Source organism: Streptomyces arenae, from assembly GCF_022343545.1.
GTDB lineage: Bacteria > Actinomycetota > Actinomycetes > Streptomycetales > Streptomycetaceae > Streptomyces > Streptomyces humi.
In genome coordinates this window covers 1-20,981 of record NZ_JAKQYH010000091.1, presented here as the reverse complement: position 1 = coordinate 20,981, position 20,981 = coordinate 1, and the positions used below count along the sequence as shown (strand labels likewise).

Annotated in this window: 18 protein-coding genes and 1 pseudogene; 7 read left to right on the top strand and 12 right to left on the bottom strand. The window is 70.3% G+C overall.

All coding sequences use genetic code 11. The annotated features are described in order from the left end of the window. Positions 1 to 220: 220 nt before the first annotated feature. The gene (locus MB828_RS43900; RefSeq protein ID WP_301653042.1) at positions 221 to 1,117 is read left to right on the top strand and encodes an AbfB domain-containing protein; all 897 of its coding nucleotides are present in this window, start codon (positions 221 to 223) and stop codon (positions 1,115 to 1,117) included. A 60-nt stretch (positions 1,118 to 1,177) separates the two neighbouring features. On the opposite strand, the gene MB828_RS43895 is transcribed toward MB828_RS43900, so the two are convergent. The 8 genes from MB828_RS43895 to MB828_RS43860 are packed head-to-tail and all read right to left on the bottom strand — an operon-like array spanning position 1,178 to position 7,744. Continuing rightward, entirely contained in the window at positions 1,178 to 1,510 is a 333-nt protein-coding gene (locus MB828_RS43895) for a metal-sulfur cluster assembly factor (protein WP_046733484.1), read from the bottom strand. Continuing rightward, complete coding sequence (gene sufU / locus MB828_RS43890; protein WP_133027003.1) at positions 1,507 to 1,977, bottom strand: Fe-S cluster assembly sulfur transfer protein SufU; 471 nt, start codon at positions 1,975 to 1,977, stop codon at positions 1,507 to 1,509. The genes MB828_RS43895 and sufU overlap by 4 nt, the downstream gene beginning before the upstream one ends. Before the next feature lie 18 nt (positions 1,978 to 1,995). After that, positions 1,996 to 3,252, bottom strand: coding sequence for a cysteine desulfurase (locus MB828_RS43885; RefSeq protein WP_133027004.1), 1,257 nt, complete (start codon positions 3,250 to 3,252; stop codon positions 1,996 to 1,998). Continuing rightward, entirely contained in the window at positions 3,249 to 4,013 is a 765-nt protein-coding gene (gene sufC, locus MB828_RS43880; protein WP_301653041.1) for a Fe-S cluster assembly ATPase SufC, read from the bottom strand. The genes MB828_RS43885 and sufC overlap by 4 nt, the downstream gene beginning before the upstream one ends. 8 nt (positions 4,014 to 4,021) lie before the next feature. Further along, on the bottom strand, positions 4,022 to 4,351 hold the full coding sequence (locus tag MB828_RS43875; RefSeq protein WP_133027006.1) for a non-heme iron oxygenase ferredoxin subunit: 330 nt from the start codon (positions 4,349 to 4,351) through the stop codon (positions 4,022 to 4,024). Next, positions 4,348 to 5,532, bottom strand: a complete 1,185-nt coding sequence (gene sufD, locus MB828_RS43870) for a Fe-S cluster assembly protein SufD (RefSeq protein WP_301653040.1) — start codon at positions 5,530 to 5,532, stop codon at positions 4,348 to 4,350. The genes MB828_RS43875 and sufD overlap by 4 nt, the downstream gene beginning before the upstream one ends. Before the next feature lie 59 nt (positions 5,533 to 5,591). Beyond that, the gene (sufB, locus tag MB828_RS43865) at positions 5,592 to 7,013 is read right to left on the bottom strand and encodes a Fe-S cluster assembly protein SufB (protein WP_046733478.1); all 1,422 of its coding nucleotides are present in this window, start codon (positions 7,011 to 7,013) and stop codon (positions 5,592 to 5,594) included. Beyond that, on the bottom strand, positions 7,010 to 7,744 hold the full coding sequence (locus tag MB828_RS43860) for a helix-turn-helix transcriptional regulator (protein ID WP_133027008.1): 735 nt from the start codon (positions 7,742 to 7,744) through the stop codon (positions 7,010 to 7,012). Before MB828_RS43860 ends, sufB begins: the two co-directional genes overlap by 4 nt. Before the next feature lie 477 nt (positions 7,745 to 8,221). Between MB828_RS43860 and MB828_RS43855 the strand changes: the two genes are divergently transcribed. From MB828_RS43855 to MB828_RS43845, 3 genes are all read left to right on the top strand, one after another. Next, entirely contained in the window at positions 8,222 to 9,145 is a 924-nt protein-coding gene (locus MB828_RS43855) for an ABC transporter ATP-binding protein (RefSeq protein ID WP_046733476.1), read from the top strand. Next, positions 9,142 to 9,912 (top strand): ABC transporter permease, encoded by a 771-nt coding sequence (locus tag MB828_RS43850; RefSeq protein ID WP_133027009.1) that lies wholly within the window; start codon positions 9,142 to 9,144, stop codon positions 9,910 to 9,912. The genes MB828_RS43855 and MB828_RS43850 overlap by 4 nt, the downstream gene beginning before the upstream one ends. A 132-nt stretch (positions 9,913 to 10,044) precedes the next feature. Then, on the top strand, positions 10,045 to 12,147 hold the full coding sequence (locus MB828_RS43845; RefSeq protein WP_301653039.1) for a glycogen debranching N-terminal domain-containing protein: 2,103 nt from the start codon (positions 10,045 to 10,047) through the stop codon (positions 12,145 to 12,147). 109 nt (positions 12,148 to 12,256) lie between these two features. On the opposite strand, the gene MB828_RS43840 is transcribed toward MB828_RS43845, so the two are convergent. Beyond that, the gene (locus MB828_RS43840) at positions 12,257 to 13,402 is read right to left on the bottom strand and encodes a glycosyltransferase family 4 protein (protein ID WP_301653038.1); all 1,146 of its coding nucleotides are present in this window, start codon (positions 13,400 to 13,402) and stop codon (positions 12,257 to 12,259) included. Positions 13,403 to 13,661: 259 nt separating this feature from the next. On the opposite strand from MB828_RS43840, the gene MB828_RS43835 reads away from it, so the two are divergent. Further along, positions 13,662 to 16,415, top strand: a complete 2,754-nt coding sequence (locus MB828_RS43835) for an NB-ARC domain-containing protein (protein ID WP_301653037.1) — start codon at positions 13,662 to 13,664, stop codon at positions 16,413 to 16,415. Between the two features lie 54 nt (positions 16,416 to 16,469). Then, on the top strand, positions 16,470 to 17,492 hold the full coding sequence (locus MB828_RS43830) for a COX15/CtaA family protein (protein ID WP_133027011.1): 1,023 nt from the start codon (positions 16,470 to 16,472) through the stop codon (positions 17,490 to 17,492). A gap of 30 nt (positions 17,493 to 17,522) precedes the next feature. Here the strand turns inward: MB828_RS43830 and MB828_RS43825 are convergent, their stop codons facing one another. The 3 genes from MB828_RS43825 to MB828_RS43815 form a co-directional block, all read right to left on the bottom strand. Further along, on the bottom strand, positions 17,523 to 18,629 hold the full coding sequence (locus MB828_RS43825; RefSeq protein WP_301653036.1) for an amidohydrolase family protein: 1,107 nt from the start codon (positions 18,627 to 18,629) through the stop codon (positions 17,523 to 17,525). 165 nt (positions 18,630 to 18,794) lie between these two features. Continuing rightward, a complete protein-coding gene (locus MB828_RS43820) occupies positions 18,795 to 19,124 on the bottom strand; it encodes a hypothetical protein (protein ID WP_301653035.1) in 330 nt (109 codons plus the stop codon). 55 nt (positions 19,125 to 19,179) lie between these two features. Further along, positions 19,180 to 20,133, bottom strand: coding sequence for a heme o synthase (locus MB828_RS43815; protein ID WP_343236252.1), 954 nt, complete (start codon positions 20,131 to 20,133; stop codon positions 19,180 to 19,182). Positions 20,134 to 20,513: 380 nt separating this feature from the next. Between MB828_RS43815 and MB828_RS43810 the strand changes: the two are divergent. Beyond that, positions 20,514 to 20,981: pseudogene (locus tag MB828_RS43810) on the top strand (transketolase); the annotation flags it as partial.

Below are 20,981 nucleotides of genomic sequence, written 5' to 3'. Positions count from 1 at the left end.
TGACATGTAGTTGGGGCCGAAGACGAGCGCGCCACGCACTCCCCTCACGCCACCCGAAGATGTTTAATGCTCACAGAAACCGCTAGCTGAAACGACTCCCCGCAGTCCCGTCGCTCCACTAGTGTGTGCACCTCTGTGATCCACCACTGCTTCACACTTCACTCACCTCACTCTCACACCCCCGGCTGCCGCTGCAATGGCGCCGCTGGAGGAAACGCGCATGCCAGAAACCACCCCCCAGCCCCCGCCGCACCCCCAGTGGGAGAACGGCTGGGTCCCCGACACCTCCCGGGCTCCCGGGACCCGAAGACTCTGGCTGGCCGGCACGCTGGCGATCGCCACGATCGTCGCCTGTGCCACCGCGATAGCCGTCAGCCACAGCACTCCTGACCGGGCGTCGGCTCCCGCGGCCACCGACGCGGCCACCGACAACGGCCCCGGTCTGCTCTCCTTCGCCTCGCCGAGGGCCTCTGCCGGCCAGCCCAAGGGCACCTCGGGCATGTCGTCGGCCGCCGCGGCCGCGGACCCGTCCGCCACCGCCACCGGCGCGCAGCACGCCACCGGCGGCCCCAAGTCCTCGCCGTCCGCCGCGAAGCCCTCCAAGTCCTCGGCGGCCGGGGGTGGTTCCGGCGGCTCGGGCGGCTCGGGCGGCTCCGGAGGTTCGAGCGGTTCCGGCGGTTCGGCACCGCAGTCCGGTACCGACCGCATGTCGGTCCGCTCGGTCAACTACCCGGACCGCTACTGGCACGTCAGCGACGGCTTCGTGAAGCTGGACGCGCCGCGCGGCTCCGAGTCCCGCGCGGACTCCTCGTTCTCCGTGGTCAAGGGCCTGGCGAACGGCTACTGCTACTCGTTCAGGACGGCCGACGGCAGGTACCTGCGGCACCGCAACTTCGTCCTGCGCGCCATGAGCGACGACGGCTCGTCCCTCTTCGAGCAGGACGCCACCTTCTGCGCCCGCACCTCGGCCTACTCCGGCGCGGTCATGCTGGAGTCGGTGAACTACCCGGGCCGCTATCTGCGCCACCAGAACTTCCAGCTGGAACTGGACCCGTACCAGAACAGCGACCTCTACCGCGCGGACTCCGCATTCCGCCTGACGGATCCGCTGGCCTGAATGCCCGCACGCGGAAGCGGCGGCACCCTGAAGGGTGCCGCCGCTTCCGCGTGTCCGGTCTCAGACGTTGAACCCGAGCGCCCGCAGCTGCTCGCGGCCGTCGTCGGTGATCTTGTCGGGGCCCCACGGGGGCATCCAGACCCAGTTGATGCGCAGTTCGTTGACGATGCCGTCCGTGGCGGACTTGGCCTGGTCCTCGATGACATCGGTCAGCGGACAGGCCGCCGAGGTCAGGGTCATGTCGATCGTCGCGATGTTCGCGTCGTCGATGTGGATGCCGTAGATCAGCCCGAGGTTGACGACGTCGATGCCCAGCTCGGGGTCGACGACGTCGTACAGCGCCTCTCGGAGTTCTTCCTCCGAGGCCGGCTTCATCTCAGCGGTCTCGCTCATGCCGTCTTCCTTTCGGCGTCGGCCGCGCCACCCAGCGCCTGGGCCGTCGCGTCCTTCCACGCCATCCAGCTCAGGAGGGCGCACTTGACCCGGGCGGGGTACTTGGAGACACCGGCGAACGCGACCGCGTCCTCCAGGACGTCCTCCATCGCGTCGTCGGGCTCCAGCCTGCCCTTGGACTGCATCAGCTCCAGGAAGGTCTCCTGGATCTTCCGCGCGTCGGCGAGGTCCTTGCCGACGAGGAGCTCGTTGAGGACGGAGGCGGACGCCTGGCTGATCGAGCAGCCCTGGCCCTCGTAGGAGACGTCCTCGATCGTCGTGCCGTCGTACTTCACTCGGAGGGTGATCTCGTCGCCGCACGTCGGGTTCACGTGGTGCACCTCGGCGTCGCCATCCCTCAGACCACGCCCGTGCGGGTGCTTGTAGTGGTCCAGGATGACTTCCTGGTACATCGAATCCAGCTTCACGGTCTCAGCTCACGCCCTTCAGCCGAAGAAGTTCCGTACATGCTCCAGGCCCTCGACCAGAGCGTCGATCTCGGCCGGAGTGGAGTACAGATAGAACGACGCTCGCGTGGTCGCAGGAATTCCGTAGCGCAGGCAGACGGGGCGGGCGCAGTGGTGGCCGACCCGGACCGCGATGCCCTGCTCGTCGAGGACCTGGCCCACGTCGTGCGGGTGGATGTCCCCGAGCGTGAAGGAGATCGCCGCGCCGCGGTCCTCGGCCGTGGTGGGGCCGATGATCCTCAGGTCGGGTACCTCGCCGAGCCGCTTGACCGCGTACTCCGTCAGCGCGTGCTCATGGGCGAGGATCTTGTCCATGCCGATGGCGTTGAGGTAGTCGATCGCCGCGCCGAGGCCGACCGCCTGCGCGATCGGCGGGGTGCCCGCCTCGAACTTGTGGGGCGCCGGGGCGTACGTCGACGAGTGCATCGACACGGTCTCGATCATCTCGCCGCCACCGAGGAACGGGGGCAGGTCCTCCAGGAGCTCCTGGCGGCCCCACAGGACGCCGATGCCGGTCGGACCGCACATCTTGTGGCCGGTGAAGGCCACGAAGTCGGCCTGGAGGGCCTGTACGTCCAGCGGCATGTGGGGGGCGGCCTGGGAGGCGTCGATGCAGACGAGCGCGCCGACCTCCTGCGCGCGCCGGATTATCGTCTCGACCGGGTTGACCGTGCCCAGGATGTTCGAGACCAGCACGAAGGAGACGATCTTCGTCTTCTCCGTGATGACCTCGTTGATGTTGGACAGGTCGAGCCGGCCGTCGTCGGTGAGGCCGAACCACTTCAGCTTCGCGCCCGTGCGCTGCGCGAGCAGCTGCCACGGCACGATGTTGGAGTGGTGCTCCATCTCCGTGATGACGATCTCGGTCTCGTGGTCCACCCGGTAGGGCTCGTCGGCCCAGCCCAGCATGTTCGCCACGAGGTTCAGCGACTCGGAGGCGTTCTTGGTGAAGATCACCTCGTCGCGGCTGGGCGCGTTGATGAACTCGGCGACCTTGTCGCGCGCGCCCTCGTACAGCGCCGTGGCCTCCTCGGCGAGCACATGCACACCGCGGTGGACGTTGGCGTTGTAGCGCTCGTAGTACTCGCTCAGGGCGTCCAGCACCTGGCGCGGCTTCTGCGAGGTCGCCGCGTTGTCCAGGTACACGAGCTTCCGCCCGTCGTGGACCTGTCGGTCCAGGATGGGGAAGTCCTTGCGGATCGCCTCGGTGTCGAGGAGGCCCGGCAGCTGTGTCACTCGGATGCGCCACCCTTCGTGTAAGCCTCGTAACCCTCGTTCTCCAGCTTGTCCGCCAGCTCGGGACCGCTGGACTCGACGATCCGGCCGCCGGCGAACACGTGCACGTGGTCGGGCTTGATGTAGCGCAGGATGCGCGTGTAGTGCGTGATCAGCAGGGTGCCGACCTCGCCGGTCTCGCGGACGCGGTTGACGCCCTCGGAGACGATGCGAAGGGCGTCGACGTCGAGGCCGGAGTCGGTCTCGTCGAGGATCGCGATCTTCGGCTTGAGCAGTTCGAGCTGGAGGATCTCGTGGCGCTTCTTCTCACCGCCGGAGAAGCCCTCGTTCACGTTGCGCTCGGCGAAGGCCGGGTCGATGCTGAGGCGCTGCATGGCCTCCTTGACCTCCTTCACCCAGGTGCGCAGCTTGGGGGCCTCGCCGCGGATGGCGGTGGCGGAGGTGCGCAGGAAGTTGGAGACCGAGACGCCGGGGACCTCGACCGGGTACTGCATCGCCAGGAACAGGCCCGCGCGGGCGCGCTCGTCGACGGACATCTCCAGGACGTCCTCGCCGTCGAGCAGCACGGTGCCGCCGGTGATCGTGTACTTCGGGTGACCCGCGAGCGAGTAGGCGAGGGTCGACTTGCCGGAGCCGTTGGGGCCCATGATGGCGTGCGTCTCGCCCTGCTTCACGGTGAGGTCGACGCCCTTGAGGATCTCCTTCGTGGCGTTGTCGGCCTCGACGGTGACGTGCAGGTCTCGGATTTCAAGCGTTGCCATGGATAGCCTCAGGACTCCTGGGTGAGGGAGACGAGCACGTCGTCCCCTTCGATCTTTACGGGGTAAACGGGTACGGGGCGCGTGGCCGGGAGGCCGGACGGCTTGCCGGTGCGCAGGTCGAAGCTGGAGCCGTGCAGCCAGCACTCGATCTGGCAGTCCTCCACCTCGCCCTCGGAGAGCGAGACGTTGGCGTGGGAGCAGATGTCGTAGATCGCGAACACCTCTCCCTCGGTCCTGACGACCGAGACCGGCGTGCCGTCGAGTTCCACCCGCTTCGGGGTGTCCTCCTCCAGCTCGCTCAGCCCGCAGGCGCGTACGAACGCGGTCGAGGCTGTCATGCGACCGAGGCCTCCAGCTCCTCCTCGATCTTGGCGAGCAGGCGCTCCTCGATGTCGGTGACACCGATCTGCTGGACCAGTTCGGCGAAGAAGCCGCGGACCACGAGGCGGCGGGCCTCGTGCTCCGGGATGCCGCGGGCCATCAGGTAGAAGAGCTGCTCGTCGTCGAAGCGGCCGGTGGCGGAGGCGTGGCCGGCGCCGACGATCTCGCCGGTCTCGATCTCCAGGTTCGGCACCGAGTCGACGCGCGCGCCGTCCGTGAGGACCAGGTTGCGGTTCATCTCGTAGGTGTCGGTGCCCTCGGCCTTGGCCTCGATGAGGACGTCGCCGATCCAGACCGCGTGCGCCTGCTCGCCCTGGAGCGCGCCCTTGTAGGCGACGTTGGACTTGCAGTGCGGGGTGTTGTGGTCGACGAGCAGCCGGTGCTCCTGGTGCTGGCCGGCGTCGGTGAAGTACAGGCCGTAGAGCTCGGCCTCGCCGCCGGGGCCCGCGTAGGACACGCGCGGGTGCAGTCGTACGACGTCGCCGCCGAAGGTGACGACCACGGACTTGAACGTGGCGTCCCGGCCGACCAGGGCGTTGTGCTGGGCGACGTGCACGGCCTTGTCGTCCCAGTCCTGGACGGAGACGACGGTCAGCCTGGCGCCGTCGCCGAGCAGGTAGTCGACGTTGGCGGCGAGCACCGCGTCACCGGTGTGGTCGATGACGACGACGGCCTCGGCGAAGGCACCCAGCTCGATCACCTGGTGGCCGAAGGCGGTGCCGCCCTCGCCGTGCACGGCGATCCGGATCGGCTCGGTGAGCACCGTCTCCTTGGGGACGGTGACCACGCCGGCCTTCTCGAACGCCGAGTACGCCTGGGCGGCGACCCGGTCCACCGGGGTGCCGGCCCTGCCGAGCCGCGGGTCGTCACGGTCGACGGTCTCGACGGTGACGCCCTCGGGGGCCTCGACGACGACCTTCACGCCCTGGCCGGTGGCGACCGCGGTGCCGTCGTGCAGCCCGCGCAGGCGCTCCAGCGGGGTGAACCGCCACTCCTCCTCGCGGCCGTGCGGGACCGGGAAGTCCGCGACGTCGAAGGACGGGGGCGCGCTCATGCGCGTGGCGACGGTCGACTCGGCGGCCACCGCGATGGCGCCGGCGGTGGTGGAGCCCACCGGGGAGTTCTGAGCCTCAGCCATGGCTGTCGTAGTGCTCGCTTTCGGAAATCGTGTGTGGCTTGGCGGTCGGGCGGTGGTCCTTAACCGACCGCGCCTTCCATCTGGAGCTCGATCAGCCGGTTGAGTTCGAGGGCGTACTCCATGGGCAGCTCCTTGGCGATCGGCTCGACGAAGCCGCGCACGATCATCGCCATCGCCTCGTCCTCGCTCAGGCCGCGGCTCATCAGGTAGAAGAGCTGGTCCTCGGAGACCTTGGAGACGGTCGCCTCGTGGCCCATGGACACGTCGTCCTCGCGGACGTCGACGTAGGGGTAGGTGTCCGAGCGGGAGATGGTGTCGACGAGCAGCGCGTCGCAGAGCACGTTCGACTTCGAGCCCGGGGCGCCCTCGCCGATCTCGATGAGACCGCGGTAGGAGGTACGGCCGCCGCCGCGCGCCACCGACTTGGAGACGATGTTGGACGAGGTGTTCGGGGCCATGTGGACCATCTTGGCGCCGGCGTCCTGGTGCTGGCCCTCGCCCGCGAAGGCGATGGACAGGGTCTCGCCCTTGGCGTGCTCGCCCATCAGGTAGACGGCCGGGTACTTCATCGTCACCTTGGAGCCGATGTTGCCGTCGACCCACTCCATGGTCGCGCCCTCGTAGGCGACGGCGCGCTTGGTGACCAGGTTGTAGACGTTGTTCGACCAGTTCTGGATGGTCGTGTAGCGGCAGCGGGCGTTCTTCTTGACGATGATCTCGACGACCGCGGAGTGCAGCGAGTCGGACTTGTAGATCGGGGCGGTACAGCCCTCGACGTAGTGCACGTAGGCGCCCTCGTCGACGATGATCAGGGTCCGCTCGAACTGGCCCATGTTCTCCGTGTTGATACGGAAGTAGGCCTGGAGCGGGATCTCGACGTGCACGCCCTTCGGCACGTAGATGAAGGAGCCGCCGGACCACACGGCCGTGTTCAGCGCGGCGAACTTGTTGTCACCGGCGGGGATGACGGTGCCGAAGTACTCCTTGAAGAGCTCCGGGTGCTCCTTCAGGGCGGTGTCGGTGTCGAGGAAGATGACGCCCTGCTCCTCCAGGTCCTCGCGGATCTGGTGGTAGACGACCTCCGACTCGTACTGGGCGGCGACACCGGCGACCAGGCGCTGCTTCTCCGCCTCCGGGATGCCCAGCTTGTCGTAGGTGTTCTTGATGTCCTCGGGCAGGTCCTCCCAGGACTCCGCCTGCTTCTCCGTGGAGCGCACGAAGTACTTGATGTTGTCGAAGTCGATGCCGGAGAGGTCGGAGCCCCAGTTCGGCATGGGCTTCTTCTCGAAGAGCTTCAGGCCCTTGAGACGCAGCTTGGCCATCCACTCCGGCTCGGACTTCTTGCCGGAGATGTCGAGGACGACCTCCTCGCTGAGGCCACGCCTGGCAGAGGCACCGGCCACGTCGGAGTCGGCCCAGCCGTATTCGTACTTGCCCAGGCCTTCGAGCTCAGGGTGGGCAGTCTCCGTGGGGAGAGTCATGCGGGGTTCCTCCCGGCCGTGCTTGCAGATGCGTCAGTGGATGTCTTGGGGATGAACGTCGTGCAGACGCCGTCGCCGTGCGCGATGGTCGCCAGTCGCTGGACGTGGGTTCCGAGCAGCTCGGCGAAGATCTCCGTCTCCGCCTCGCACAGCTGGGGGAACTGCTCCGCGACGTGGGCGACCGGGCAGTGGTGCTGGCACAGCTGTTCGCCGACCGGTGCGGTGCGCGCCGTTGCAGCGTACCCGTCCTGGCTCAGGGCCTTGGCCAGCGCTTCGGCGCGCTTGTCGGGGCTCACGCCCTCGATCGCCTTGCGGTAGACGCTCGCCTGGGCGGTGATCCGGGCCCGCGCGAAGGCGGCAACCGCCTCCTGACCGCCCCCCTGCTCGGCGATCCAGCGCAGCGCGTCGGCGGCGAGTTTGTCGTACGACTGGTCGAAGGCGTCGCGGCCGCAGTCGGTGAGGGCGAAGACCTTGGCGGGCCGGCCGCGCGTCCGCGCGCCGTACACCCGCTGCTCGCGCGCCTCCACGACGTCGTCGGCGACCAGCGCGTCCAGGTGGCGGCGTACAGCCGCCGGGGTCAGCCCCAGGCGTCCGGCCAGCTCGGTGACGGTCGACGGCCCGTGGTCCAGGATCGACCGCGCGACCCGGTTGCGCGTCGAACGCTCTCCGGTCGCGAGCTCCTCCTGCGGGGTCCCCATGGGGGTCTCCCGAGCTTCGCCGACGTTTTTCACAACGCCATTGTTGCGTAATTCCTCAGAGCCAGGCAAGCGGCGTCCGGGCGACGGGACGGTGCCCTGCGTCACTTAGGCATACCTAATCTGACCTGCGGAAACGATCACTGATCGATCATCCCTGAGTCGAACGGATGACGCGCGGCGGCCCCCGCCAGAACACTCCCGCACCGCGCCCACACCCCCTCCGACCGGCCCTCTTGCCATCCGGGACGCCCGCACGAAGCACCGGAGCGCGCCCGACGTCAAGCCCGTCGAGCCCCACCTCCGACCACGCCTCACCGACCCCACTCGGCCGACCCGACGAGGGGCTCCTGCCGGCCACGAATTCCGCACGACCACGCCCGCCACACGCCCCCGGAGCGCGCCCGTCCTCCAGGTCGCGGACACGGTGGCCGGACGGGCGCCGACCCGTGAGGAGGAGATCCGGCCACCCGGCCGTCCGGGTGACGGACGACGTCCTTAGACTCTGTCACCATGCGAAGTGAGCCCGTGGTCCAGGTGCGGGACCTGGTGAAGCGGTACGGCACGAAAACCGCCGTGGACGGCCTCGACCTGGTGGCCCGGCCGGGCGTGACCGCCGTACTCGGCCCCAACGGAGCGGGCAAGACCACCACGATCGAGACCTGCGAGGGGTACCGCAGACCGGACTCCGGCTCGGTGCGCGTCCTGGGCCTCGATCCCGTACGGCAGTCCGCCGAGCTGCGCCCCAGGGTCGGCGTGATGCTCCAGTCCGGTGGCGTCTACTCCGGCGCGCGCGCCGACGAGATGCTGCGGCACGTGGCGAAGCTGCACGCGCACCCGCTGGACGTGGACGCGCTGATCGAACGGCTGGGCCTGGGCGGCTGCGGCCGCACGTCGTACCGCCGGCTCTCCGGCGGCCAGCAGCAGCGGCTGGCGCTCGCGATGGCCGTGGTCGGCCGCCCGGAGCTGGTCTTCCTGGACGAGCCGACCGCCGGCCTCGATCCCCAGGCCCGCCGCGCCACCTGGGACCTGGTGCGGGACCTGCGCGCCGACGGGGTGTCGGCCATCCTCACCACGCACTACATGGAGGAGGCCGAGCAGCTCGCCGACGACGTCGCCATCGTGGACGCCGGCCGGGTCATCGCCCAGGGCTCCCCCGAGGAGCTGTGCAAGGGCGGCGCCGAGAACACGCTGCGGTTCACCGGGCGTCCCGGGCTGGACGTCGGCTCCCTGCTCAAGGCGCTCCCGGCGGACTCGACGGCGGCCGAGCTGACCCCGGGTTCCTACCGGGTCATGGGCAAGGTCAATCCGCAGCTGCTGGCCACGGTGACGTCGTGGTGCGCCCAGCACGGGGTGATGCCGGACCGCATCTCGGTCGAACGCCACACCCTGGAGGACGTCTTCCTCGAACTGACCGGCAAGGAGCTGCGCTCATGACCACCGCGACGGGCACCTACGCCCCCCGGCCGGGTGCCGCCCCGCTCCCCCGCATGATCGCGGCGCAGGCGGCCCTGGAGACGAGGATGCTGCTGCGCAACGGCGAGCAGCTGCTGCTGACGGTCGTCATCCCGACCCTCCTGCTGGTCCTCTTCAGCTCGGTGGACATCGTCGACACGGGCTCGGGCAGGTCGGTCGACTTCCTGGCCCCCGGCGTCCTCGCGCTGGCGGTGATGTCCACGGCCTTCACCGGCCAGGCCATCGCGACGGGCTTCGAACGCCGCTACGGCGTGCTGAAGCGGCTCGCGTCCTCCCCGCTCCCCCGCTGGGGCCTGATGGCGGCGAAGACGGCGTCGGTCCTGGTCACCGAGGTCCTCCAGGTGATCCTGCTGACGGCGATCGCCTTCGCCCTCGGCTGGTCCCCGCACGGCAACCCCTTCGCGGTCCTGCTCCTCCTCGTCGTCGGCACCGCTGCGTTCTCGGGGCTCGGTCTGCTGATGGCGGGCACCCTGAAGGCGGAGGCGACCCTGGCGGCCGCGAACCTGGTGTTCCTGCTGCTGCTCGTGGGCGGCGGGGTGATCGTCCCGCTGGACAGGTTCGGCGGCGCCGAGCACGCCCTCGCCCTGCTCCCCGTCTCCGCCCTCTCCGACGGCCTGCGGGACGTACTCCAGCACGGCTCCGGCATGCCCTGGGGCGACCTCGGGATCCTGGCGGTGTGGGCGGCGGTGGCCCTGGGGGCGGCCGGGAGGTTCTTCCGCTGGGAGTAGCCGTCCGCTGGTGGTAGGCCGGGAACTCACCAGCGAATGGACTTTCGTCACCGAATACCCCCGCGGCGCGCCCACTGGTGACACCCTTGGTGTCTCATTTCGGTAAGGGCTACAGAAGGGGAAGAACCCCCCGTGCAAGAACCCCTGGACCCGTCCGCGAGGGCACATCTGCAGCCGTTGCTGCACGATGTGGTCCTCTGCGTGACCGCACCGGCCTTCACCGCCTCCCCGCGAGACGGGCAGCTGACGGGCGCTCGTGTCGACGGCTTCTACGACCACGACCGGCGGTTGCTGCACACGCTGCGCCTCCTCGTCGACGGCCGGGAGCCCGAGCCCATCGGTGTGCAGCCGCTGGGTCCCGACCGGGTGAAGTTCACCGCGGTGCACCGGTACACGCAGGACGGCACCGACGATCCCTCGGTGCTCGTCGAGCGGACCCGGGCCGCCCGTGGGACGGAGTCCCTGACGGTCCGCAACACCGGCACCCGGACACGGCGTCTGAACGTGGCACTGACAGCCGCCACGGACCTGGTGACCGTGGCCGACGTCAAACGCGGGCACCGTGGCCCCGCGGTGCCGTGCACGGCAGGCCCGCGGTCGCTGTCCTGGACCTCCGACGGGGAACACGCCCGCCTCGAGGCGGTGTCGGGATCCGCGCCCGAGGTGTCCGCGGGGCCGGCGCAGGGCACGCTCGTCTGGCGCTCGGTGGTCCTGCCCGCGAACTCCTGCTGGACGGTCCGGCTCACCGTCAGCGGGGGCACGGACACGGCGCCGGCGGGTCACCCCGTGGCCCCCCGTACGCCCGCGCCCTGGGCGGAGCCCACCGTGCACGGTGACGCCCGGCTGGTCGCCCTCGTCCGCCGCGGCCTCGAGGACCTCGACGCCCTGCGGCTCGCCGACCCGCTGCGTACCGGCGCCGACGACGGCGAGGACCAGTTCGTCGCCGCCGGTTGCCCCTGGTTTCTCACGCTGTTCGGCCGCGACTCCATCTGGGCGGCCCGGATGATGCTCCCGCTGGGCACCGGTCTCGCCCGCGGCACCCTGTGGGCCCTCGCACGGCGCCAGGGCACCGAGCACCACGACTTCCGCGAGGAGGCTCCGGGCCGCATCCTGCACGAACTGCGTCCCGCCGATGCCCAGCACGGTCACGGACTGAGTCTTCCCTCGCGCTACTACGGCTCCGTCGATGCCACACCGCTGTTCGTCACCCTCCTGGTCGACGCCTGGCACTGGGGCATGCCGGACGCCGATGTCGACGCCCTGCTGCCCGCCGCGGAGCGCGCGATGGAGTGGGTCAGGCAGAGCTGCGCCCAGGACGAGGACCAGCTGCTGCGCTACCACTCCCGGTCGGGAGGTCTGCGCCACCAGTCCTGGAAGGACAGCGCCGACGCGGTACGGGACGCCGAAGGGCGGCACGTGGGACCGCCCTTGGCCGTCTGCGAGGTCCAGGGATACGCATACGAGGCCGCGGTCGGTCTGGCCGGGCTGCTGCACCACCGGGGTCGCGACGACCGGGCCGCGGAGCTGCGGGACTGGGCGGCTTCCCTGCGCAAACGCTTCGACGAGCTGTTCTGGGTCCCGGCCGCTTCGGGGCCGGCTGCCCGCTATCCAGCCGTGGCGGTGGGCGAGGACGGACAGGCGGTGACCGGTCCGGCGTCGAACATGGGGCACCTCCTGTCCACCGGCATCATCGACGCCACCGGCAGCAAGGACGTCGCGGCCTGGCTCGCTGCTCCCGGGCTGAGCTCGGGCTGGGGGCTGCGCAGCCGTTCGGCGGACGTGCCCGGCTTCAATCCGTTCAGCTATCACGGCGGTGCGGTGTGGACGCACGACACGGCGATCGCCGTCAGCGGCCTGTGCTCGGCCGGGCACCGCCGGGAGGCACTGGTGCTGGCGGAAGGGCTGCTCGACGCCTCGACGCACTTCGACCACCGGATGCCCGAACTCTACGGTGGTGAGGCCCGGGAGCCGTCCTCCCCGCCGCCGCTGCCCTACCCGGCCACCTGCCGACCGCAGGGCTGGTCGGCGGCCTCGGGAATGGCGCTGCTCACGGCGCTGCTCGGGCTGCGGCCCGATGCCGCGCGGCGGGTGCTCACCGTCGCCCCCGCCCACCCGGCGCCGCTTCTGGTGGAGGGGCTGGCTCTCGCCGGGAACACCCTGCACGTGGAGGTCACCGCGGCGGGCGAGGGCAAGTGCTCAGGACTCCCCGCCGGCTGGCGCGTGGAGAACGGCTGACCTGGCCCCGGGCGGTGCGCGGAACCGGCCCGCGCACTGCCGCACCGCCCGCGCACTGCCGCACCGCCCGCGCACTGCCGCACCGCCCGCGCACTGCCGCACCCGGCCGTCACGCCCGCATGGCGAGCAGCCGTTCGTACTCGTCGAGCATCGGATCCACGTGGACGGGCCCGAGATCGAAGTGCGCGCGCACATGGGCGCGGCCCGCGGCGCCGATCCGCCGTGCCAGCGACGGCTCGACGAGCAGCTGCCACACCTCGTCCGCGAACCTCGCGGCGAGCGCCTCCTCGCTCTCGCCGGCCCCGGGTGCGACCAGGATGCCACCGCTCTCCCGCAGGCCACCGACGCGCATGGCGACCACCGGACGAGCGGCGCACATGGCCTCCAGCGGCGCCAGCCCCATGGGCTCCGCGAACCGCGAGGGGTACACCACGACGGCGGCCTCCTCGTACAGCTTGCGCATGTCGTCGACACCGGCCTCCCGGAACTCCACGTCCCGGCCCGGTCCTTCCGCCAGCCCGCACTCGTGGATCAGCCGGCGCAGCCGTGCCCGGAAGCCCTCCGCCTCGTGGCGGAAGTCCACGGTGGTGGAGGGATCGGTCAGCACCAGCCGGGGCCGGACCGCGGGGCCCGGTGACCGGAGGTCGCGGCCACGGGCGATGATGTCGCGCACCATGCGGATGGCGAGCTCGGCACCCTTGTTGGGCACCAGCCTGGCCGGCAACAGCACGATGGGCCGCCCGCCGGTCTCGTCCAGTTCGGGGATGTCCAGGAAGGCGCTGGTGTCGACACCCAGGTAGGTACGGCTGACGGGCTGTGCCAGCACGTCGGCGCACTCCCGGGCCAGGAAGTCCGACACCGCGTGGTGGGTGTCCCACACCGCACATCGCCTGGCCATCCGTTCGTCCGCCGGATGGCGCCTGAGATTGTGGTACGTGTGCGGCAGCGCGAGCCTCAGTTCGTCCTTGAGCAGCCGCAGTGCGCGAGCCGGAACGGCGGAGAACTGATGCAGGTTGTGCCCGTGCACCAGACGGATGCCGCCGCCCGGCGCGGCGAGTTCGGCACGGAACCAGTCACGCATCTCGTGGACGGCTCCCGCGCTCTGCCGGTACGGCCGGGACAGATCCAGCAGACGATGTTGCCGGATGCGGATCCCGTCACTGGGCGACCGCGCCCCCACCGTCCCGGTGAAGACGGTGACCCGAAGCCCCCTGACGGTCAGAGCCCTCGCGTACGACCACAGATGTGTCTCCACTCCTCCCACGCACGGCGGGAACGCCCAGTGCACGAGCCCGACGTGCAGTCCCTCGCTCGCTTCGCTTGTCTGACCTGGGAATATCTGCTGCCGAACCACCACACCTCCGGGTGTTGGGGCCACTGTGCGGAAACCGGCGAACACAGGCCGCGCCGCGAGGAGCCGGGCAGGCCGCGGCCCGCCTCGTGCCACTCTCTGTTCGCGGTGACGGCCAACGGGAACAATGGACGTTACTGCGGGCGGTTTCGGGGGAGGCGCCATGGCACTCGGCTACAGCGGCCGGTCACTTGTCGCGCGGCGGCGGATCAAGGTCGCCCTGAGCTATGTCACCGGCGCCGGGGCGGCCTTTCTGTCCGTGATCGCACAGGACACGCATGGCACTGCCCTCCTGTCTCTCGCTACGTCCGCCGGCGTACTCGCCGGGGTGTCCGCGCTGTCGGGCTACTCCGGCGTCCATCGTCCCAGAACCGAGCGGCGTACATCCCACCTCAAAATCCCGAGCCGCTCCGAGCCCTTCGTCGGCCGGAACGAGGAACTGCGGAGCGTGGCCGCCAAGTTGAGGCTTCAGGAGGAGAACTCCGGCGCGTTACGAGTCTGCGTGATCCACGGCATGGGCGGTGTCGGAAAGACCGAACTGGCGGCACACTTCGCCAAGTCACGGTGGGACGAGACCGCGGCCCTGGTCTGGTGGCTCAAGGCGTCGACCTACGAACTCCTCACCAGCCAGCTCCTGGAACTGGCGGCCTTCCTCGACGTCCCCGGGCACGAGTCGAAGAGCGTGGTCCTCAACCGGCTGTGGAGCCGGCTGCGGGAGGAACCGGACTGGCTGCTCGTCTACGACGACGTCCAGGACCGAAGCCTGGGACCGTTGCGCAGCGAGCGGGAGGACCTGCGGCCGTTCCTCCTGCCCACGGACGTCTCGGGCTCGGTGGTCATCACGACCCAGGTGATCAACGTCCTGGAGAAGTACGACATCGCGGCGGAGCGGGTGGGGCTGCGCCAACTCGGGCCCGAGGACGGGCTGGCGCTCCTGCAGGCGCGGATCCGCGCGCGGGACGACGGTACCGACGACGCCGAGGACACCCGGGTCCTGGACGAGCTGGGCAGCGCCCTCGGCTGGCTGCCCCTCTCCCTGGTCCAGGCCGGCAGCTACATCGACGCCGAGGGCGTGCCGGCGAGGGACTACCTGCGCAAGCTGCGGGAGCGCCCGAGCATCGGCGCCGACGCCGACGCCACCATCGGGCTCGCCATCGCGCGGGTGGTCGACCAGGAACCGAGGGCTGAGGACCTGCTGCGGCTGTGCGCTTTCCTGGCTCCCGAAGGCATACCCCGGCAGCTTCTGCGCGATCCCCGGTTCCGGCCGTTGGTGCCGCCCTCGCTGCGGATGCTCCTCGCGGAGGAACACGGTTTCTCGAAGGTGACACGGCTGCTGAGCGACCGCTGGCTGCTCAGTGTCAGCAGGAGCCGCCAGGGTGACGCGGGGCACTACAGCATGCACCTGCAGATCCAGCGTTCCGTGAAGGAGGGCATGGACGACCGGGCACGCGCGATGTGGTCGCAGACCATCGTCCGGATCGTGGAGGCGGCCTTCGCCGAGGGGGCCGGCGCATCGTCCGGGCAGGCCGCCGACGAGATCGGCAGAGAGCGTCTGATGCCGCACGTCCAGGCGATCCGCAGGGACATCGAGGAGGACGGAGCCTGGGCCGTCGATCCGCAGGGCGACACCGCGGCCCGTGAGGCTCTGGCCCGTCTGATGCACCAGGCGGGGGACTACCAGGAACACCGCGGCGTGTACCAGAGAGACGTCCTGTCGTACTACGCGCACGAAGCCTGGATCCGGGCGAACGGGATCGGCGGCGACCGGGAACGCATCGAGTCCCTGCTGGACGTGGCACGCCAGAAGTACCGGCTGGCCGATCTCGAGGCGGCGGAGAAGGAGTGCGGCTCGCTGAAGGCGGAGTGCGAGGCCGTGCTGTCGTCCTGCCCGCTCGGGGAGGAGCGCTCGGGGCTGTTACGGCTGTACGCCGAGTGCCTGCTGTTGCGGGCGGACGTCCTGCGTGAGCGGGTCAAGTTCGCCGAGGCCGAGCAGTCCGTCGTGGAGGCGATGGCACTGTTCCAGGAGGGGGGTCTGGAGTGGCGGGGCCTCGACCGGGCGCGCACCGAGATGCGGCTTGGCCAGATCCACCGCAACGCGGGCCACCTGTCCCGGGCGCTCGGGCACTACGACACGGCCGGGGCCCTGATCCCGCTCCAGGACGGCGAGGAACCGGCGGAGCACTCGCTCTTCCGGGCCGAACTGGTCTTCTGCAAGGGAATCCTGGAGCAGGACCGGGGGAACCTGGAGGCCGCCGAGGAACACCTCCGGTCGGCGCTCTCGCGCTTTCCGCCCAACCCGGACAGCGACAACTTCGAGACCGCCCAGGTGGAGAAGTTCCTGGCCGACGTGGTGCGGCGGCGCGGTGAGACCACCCGCGCCCTCGCCCGGAACACCCGCTCGCCTCTGGCGCGGCTGCGGCTGAGCCGGAGTGCCGCCCGGCAGCTGCACGAGGCGGACCGGCTGCTGTCGCAGGCCGTGGACCAGCACAGGAAGCGCCGGGAAGCGGAGAACCACAAGTACGCGGCCTGTCTCAACAAGCGTGGATCGCTCCGCCTGGCGCAGGGCCGGCCGAAGGAGGCGGAGCAGGACCTCCTCGAGGCAGAGGCCATATACGTGACCGCCTACAAGGCGGACCATCCCTACCGGGCCAAGACTCTCGCGCGCCTGGGTGAGGTCCTGCTGGTGGCGGGCCCGGCGGGCCGGAAGGTCACACTGGCCACCGGGGACGAGTGCGACGCCAAGGAGGTCCTGGACATGGCGGAGCGCATTTTCGTGTCCCGTCTCGGCCCGTGTCATCCCGTCCTCGTCGCCGTGTACGAGCGGCTGGCCCGGTGCACCACCGACGAGGCGGCCGCGGGCGCTCTGCGCCGGCGTGCCGCGCAGATCAGAGAGGTGACGCGGAGCGCCGAGGGCTGACCCGGGACGCCGTTCCCCGACCCTAGTGAACGCGTGCACAAACTGCCCCCTACCATGGTGTGCGTGCCAAAGCTGACCCCCACCGACGTCGTAGCGGCCCTGCGCAACCCGCTCGCCTTCATCGCCGACCGCTGGACCCCGGATCCCCGGACCGTCCGGCGGGCGGCCCTCGCCGCGCTCGTCATGTCGGTGGTCATCGTGGTCACCGGTGGCGCGGTACGCCTCACCGGCTCCGGCCTCGGCTGCCCGACCTGGCCCGAGTGCACCGACGGATCGCTGACCCCGACGACCGCGCTGAGCTACCACAGCGCCATCGAGTTCACGAACCGCATGCTGACGTACGTGCTGTGCGCGGCGGTCGGCTGGGCGATCATCGCCGCCCGGTCCGAGAAGCCGTACCGGCGCAGCCTGACCCGGCTGGGCTGGGCGCAGTTCTGGATCGTGATGGGCAACGCGGTCCTCGGCGGCATCGTGGTGCTCGTCGGCCTGAACCCGTACACCGTCGCCGCCCACTTCCTGCTGGCGACGGCCCTCATCACGGTCGCCGCCGTGATGTGGCAGCGCACCCGCGAGGGCGACGGGGAGCCGCGGTTGCTGGTCGGCAAGGCCGTGCAGCAGCTGGTGTGGGCACTGGTGGCCGTGTCGCTGGTGCTCATCGCGGCGGGCACGGTGGTGACCGGCGCCGGACCGCACCCCGGTGACTCCGGGGAGGTCGAGCGCATCGACGTCAGCTGGTCGGGCGTCGCCGAGCTGCACGCGGTGTTCGCCTGGATCGTGGTGTCGCTGACCTTCGCGCTGTGGTTCTTCCTGAAGGGCGTCGACGCGCCGCAGGGGCCGCGCGACCGCGTCCGTGACCTGTTCCTGATCCTGCTCGGGCAGGGCGTGATCGGTTACGTCCAGTACTTCACCCATCTGCCCACGGTCCTGGTGGGCCTGCACATGTTCGGCTCCTGCCTGGTGTGGATCGGTGTGCTGCGTGTGCTGCTGTCGCTGCGGGAACGCGCCGAGGTGACGGCGGCCGGCCTGCCCGCCCAGTCGTACGACACGGTCAGCGCGTCGGCCGCCGGGCCCAGGTAGCTCCGGGCTCTGCGCCGCCCCGGCCCCGGCTCACTCCAGCCCGTACACCCGCCGCGCGTTGCCCGCCGCGATCAGCCCGGCCACGCGTTGCGCGTCGGTCAGGGACCAGGCGCCCTCGGCGACCCAGGTGCCCAGCACCCGGGCGAGGGCCTCGCGGAAGAGGTGGGCGCCGACGACATGGAGTTCGGGCAGGCCGTGTGCGCCACTGGAGAAGAGGATCTTGCCGAACGGGGCGAGTTCGAGGATCTCGGCGAGGATCGTGGCCGCGCGGGCCCCGGTGCGGACCAGCGCCGCGCCCGAGTCGGCGAAGACGTGCGGGAAGACCCCGGCCAGGTGCGCGGCGTGGCGGTGGTAGGGATAGCCGTGCAGCAGGACCAGGTCGGTGCCCAGGCCCGCGGTGGCCCGGACGAAGTCGGTGAGCAGGACCGGGTCGGTGCGGTCGATCCGGGCGCCGGGTTCGCCGAGGCCCGCGTGCAGTTGGAGGGGCAGGCCGGAGGCCACGGCGATCCAGAGCAGATGGCGCAGGAGGACCGGGTCCGACAGTTCGCCGCCGACCCGGCGGGCCGCCAGCCAGCGGCCGGCGGCGCCGCGCACCTCGCCGGGGCCGGGTGGCTCCGGAGCCAGGGCGAGGCCGTGCCGCAGGCCCGCGACCGAGGTGAAGGCGACCGCATTCGCCGCCGCGCCGTGCACCGACTCGGCGAGGTTGGCGAGGAAGGACTCGACGGTTCCCGAGGTGTCCGCGACCTGTTCGGCGAGGAGTTCCAGGCGGACGATCTCACGGGCGTCGGCGTCGCCGGTGGAGGCCATCTCGGTGGGGCCGGTGAGGTCGCCGGGGAGGCCGGTGTCGACGAGGTAGGTGGTGATGCCGCTGCCGCGCAGCAGCCGGCGGCCCGCCTCCAGGACGCCGAGTTCCCGGCGCCGGGCCAGGTAGTGGGCGGGCTGGCAGTGGGGTTCCAGGCCGAGGAGCGGGGGGCACCAGCGTCGTACCGCGAAACCGGTCTGGGTGTCGAAGAGGGTGGTGCCGGGGGCCGGGGGGCCTTCGGTGCGGGCAAGCTGGGCCTCGAAGGTGCCGAGGCCGAGCTCCGTACGGAGGACGCCGTGGCAGTACTGGTCCACCAGGGACGGCGTTTCGATCATCCGGGCTCCCGTGTGGACGGCTACTTGACCGTCTTAACGGGTGAACCGGGATGGAGGTCGCGGTGTGCGGTCGTTCTTCGGCCGCGGGCCGGTGGGGGCTGGTCGCGCCCACGCGGCGGAGCCGCATGTCAGATACAGCCCCGCGCCCCTGAAGGGGCGCGTTACTCAGCCGCCCACTTGAATGCCGGCCATGCGCTTCCACTCGTACGGGCCCGTCGTCACCTTCGCCGCGAACTCGCCGTCGAAGGACTCGTGGGTCGTGATGCCGGACTTCGCCACCGCCTGCTCCGCGATCTCGTACGTCGGGGCCACCAGGTCGCCCCAGCCGCCGTCCTCGCCGACGAGGACGATGCGGGCGCCGCGTTCGCCGATGTAGGCCACCTGGCCCTCGGCGCCGCCGTGGGCCTTGGCGAAGGTGTCGATCTGCCGGGCGAGGCGCGCGATCTTGCGCTCGGCCTTCTGGTCCACCTGGTCCACCTGCTGCGTGTCTGCCATGGACAGGATGCTACCGACGGGTAGCTCGATTGGCGACGGAGGGTCCGAGTGACCCTTACCTCAGGAAGGGGTCCACCGCGACGGCCACGAAGAGCAGCGAGACATAGGTGATGGACCAGTGGAACAGGCGCATCTCCTTGAGCTTGCCGCCCGTCACCTCGGCCTTGGCCCGGTTCTGCAGGGCGTGCGCCTCCCACAGCCACCAGCCGCCCGCCGCCAGGGCGACCAGCGTGTAGAACCAGCCGGTGTAGCCGAGGGGAGTGAGGAGGAGGGAGACGACGACCATCACCCAGCTGTAGACGACGATCTGCTTGGCGACCACCTTGTTGGAGGCGACGACCGGCAGCATCGGCACGCCCACGCGCGCGTAGTCGTCCTTCACCTTCATGGACAGCGGCCAGTAGTGCGGCGGCGTCCAGAAGAAGATCACCAGGAAGAGGATGAGCGGCGCCCAGGAGAGCGAGTCGGTGACGGCGGACCAGCCGATCAGCACCGGCATGCAGCCCGCGATGCCGCCCCACACGATGTTCTGCGCGGTACGGCGCTTGAGGATCATCGTGTAGACGACGACGTAGAAGAGGAGCGCTCCGAGTGACAGCCAGGCGCTCAGCCAGTTGACGGTGAACCCGAACAGCAGCGTGGAGACGACCGCGAGGCTGATGCCGAAGGCGAGGCACTCGCGCGGGCTGACCATGCCGGTCACCAGCGGCCGCTGGGAGGTCCGGTCCATCAGCGCGTCGATGTCGCGGTCGATGTACATGTTCAGCGCGTTCGCGCCACCCGCGGACAGGTAGCCGCCGACGCACGTGAGCAGCACCAGCGTCAGGTCGGGCACGCCTCGCTGCGCCAGGAACATCACCGGAACGGTGGTGATGAGCAGCAGCTCGATGATCCGCGGCTTGGTCAGCGCCACGAAAGCTTTGACACGGGCCCCGAACGGCCGGTGACTCGGGCTCTCGCTCGCACCGAGTACCCCCGCTGGACGGGATTCGACGGCCGTCACGCACACCCCTGACAGAGACATTTCAGCGAGCCCGCCCGTGTGAACTCACGGTAAAGGCTCGCGCGTACCACGCCACTTTAGACGTTGCCGATACCCCGATCTTCGCGGGGGTGGGGTCGTGTTGGCGGGCGTCTCGGGAGAGGGGTGGGGCGGCTCGATTGAGCAGTCAGATGAGCGGCTCCGTATTCATGTGCCGAACGCCTTCCCGGCCAGTCGGGAGGCGGATCCCCGAGAGTCCCGGCAGTCTGGAAACACTCGAAAAAATGCACGTCCTTACGGGGGTAGGCTCGACAACGGCCGGTGGGCACCCGGTACACCGGCAGGCCGGTGTGGGCGTGTGCCCATGGACCGGTAACCGAACATGTGGAGAGGAGCCCTGACCCAGGGTGAGCACCAAGCCGACCACCACAGACCTCGACTGGACCGAGTTGGACCAGCGGGCCGTCGACACCGCCCGCGTCCTGGCCGCCGATGCCGTACAGAAGGTCGGCAACGGCCATCCGGGTACGGCGATGAGCCTGGCGCCGGCCGCGTACACCCTCTTCCAGAAGGTGATGCGGCACGACCCGTCCGATCCCGACTGGGTGGGCCGCGACCGCTTCGTGCTGTCCGCCGGTCACTCGTCGCTGACCCTCTACACGCAGCTGTACCTGGCCGGCTTCGGCCTGGAGCTGTCGGACCTCGAAGGCTTCCGCACCTGGGGCTCGAAGACCCCCGGTCACCCGGAGTACGGCCACACCAGGGGCGTGGAGACCACCACCGGTCCGCTGGGCCAGGGTGTCGCCAACGCCGTGGGCATGGCCATGGCCTCCCGCTACGAGCGCGGTCTGTTCGACCCGGAGGCGCCGCAGGGC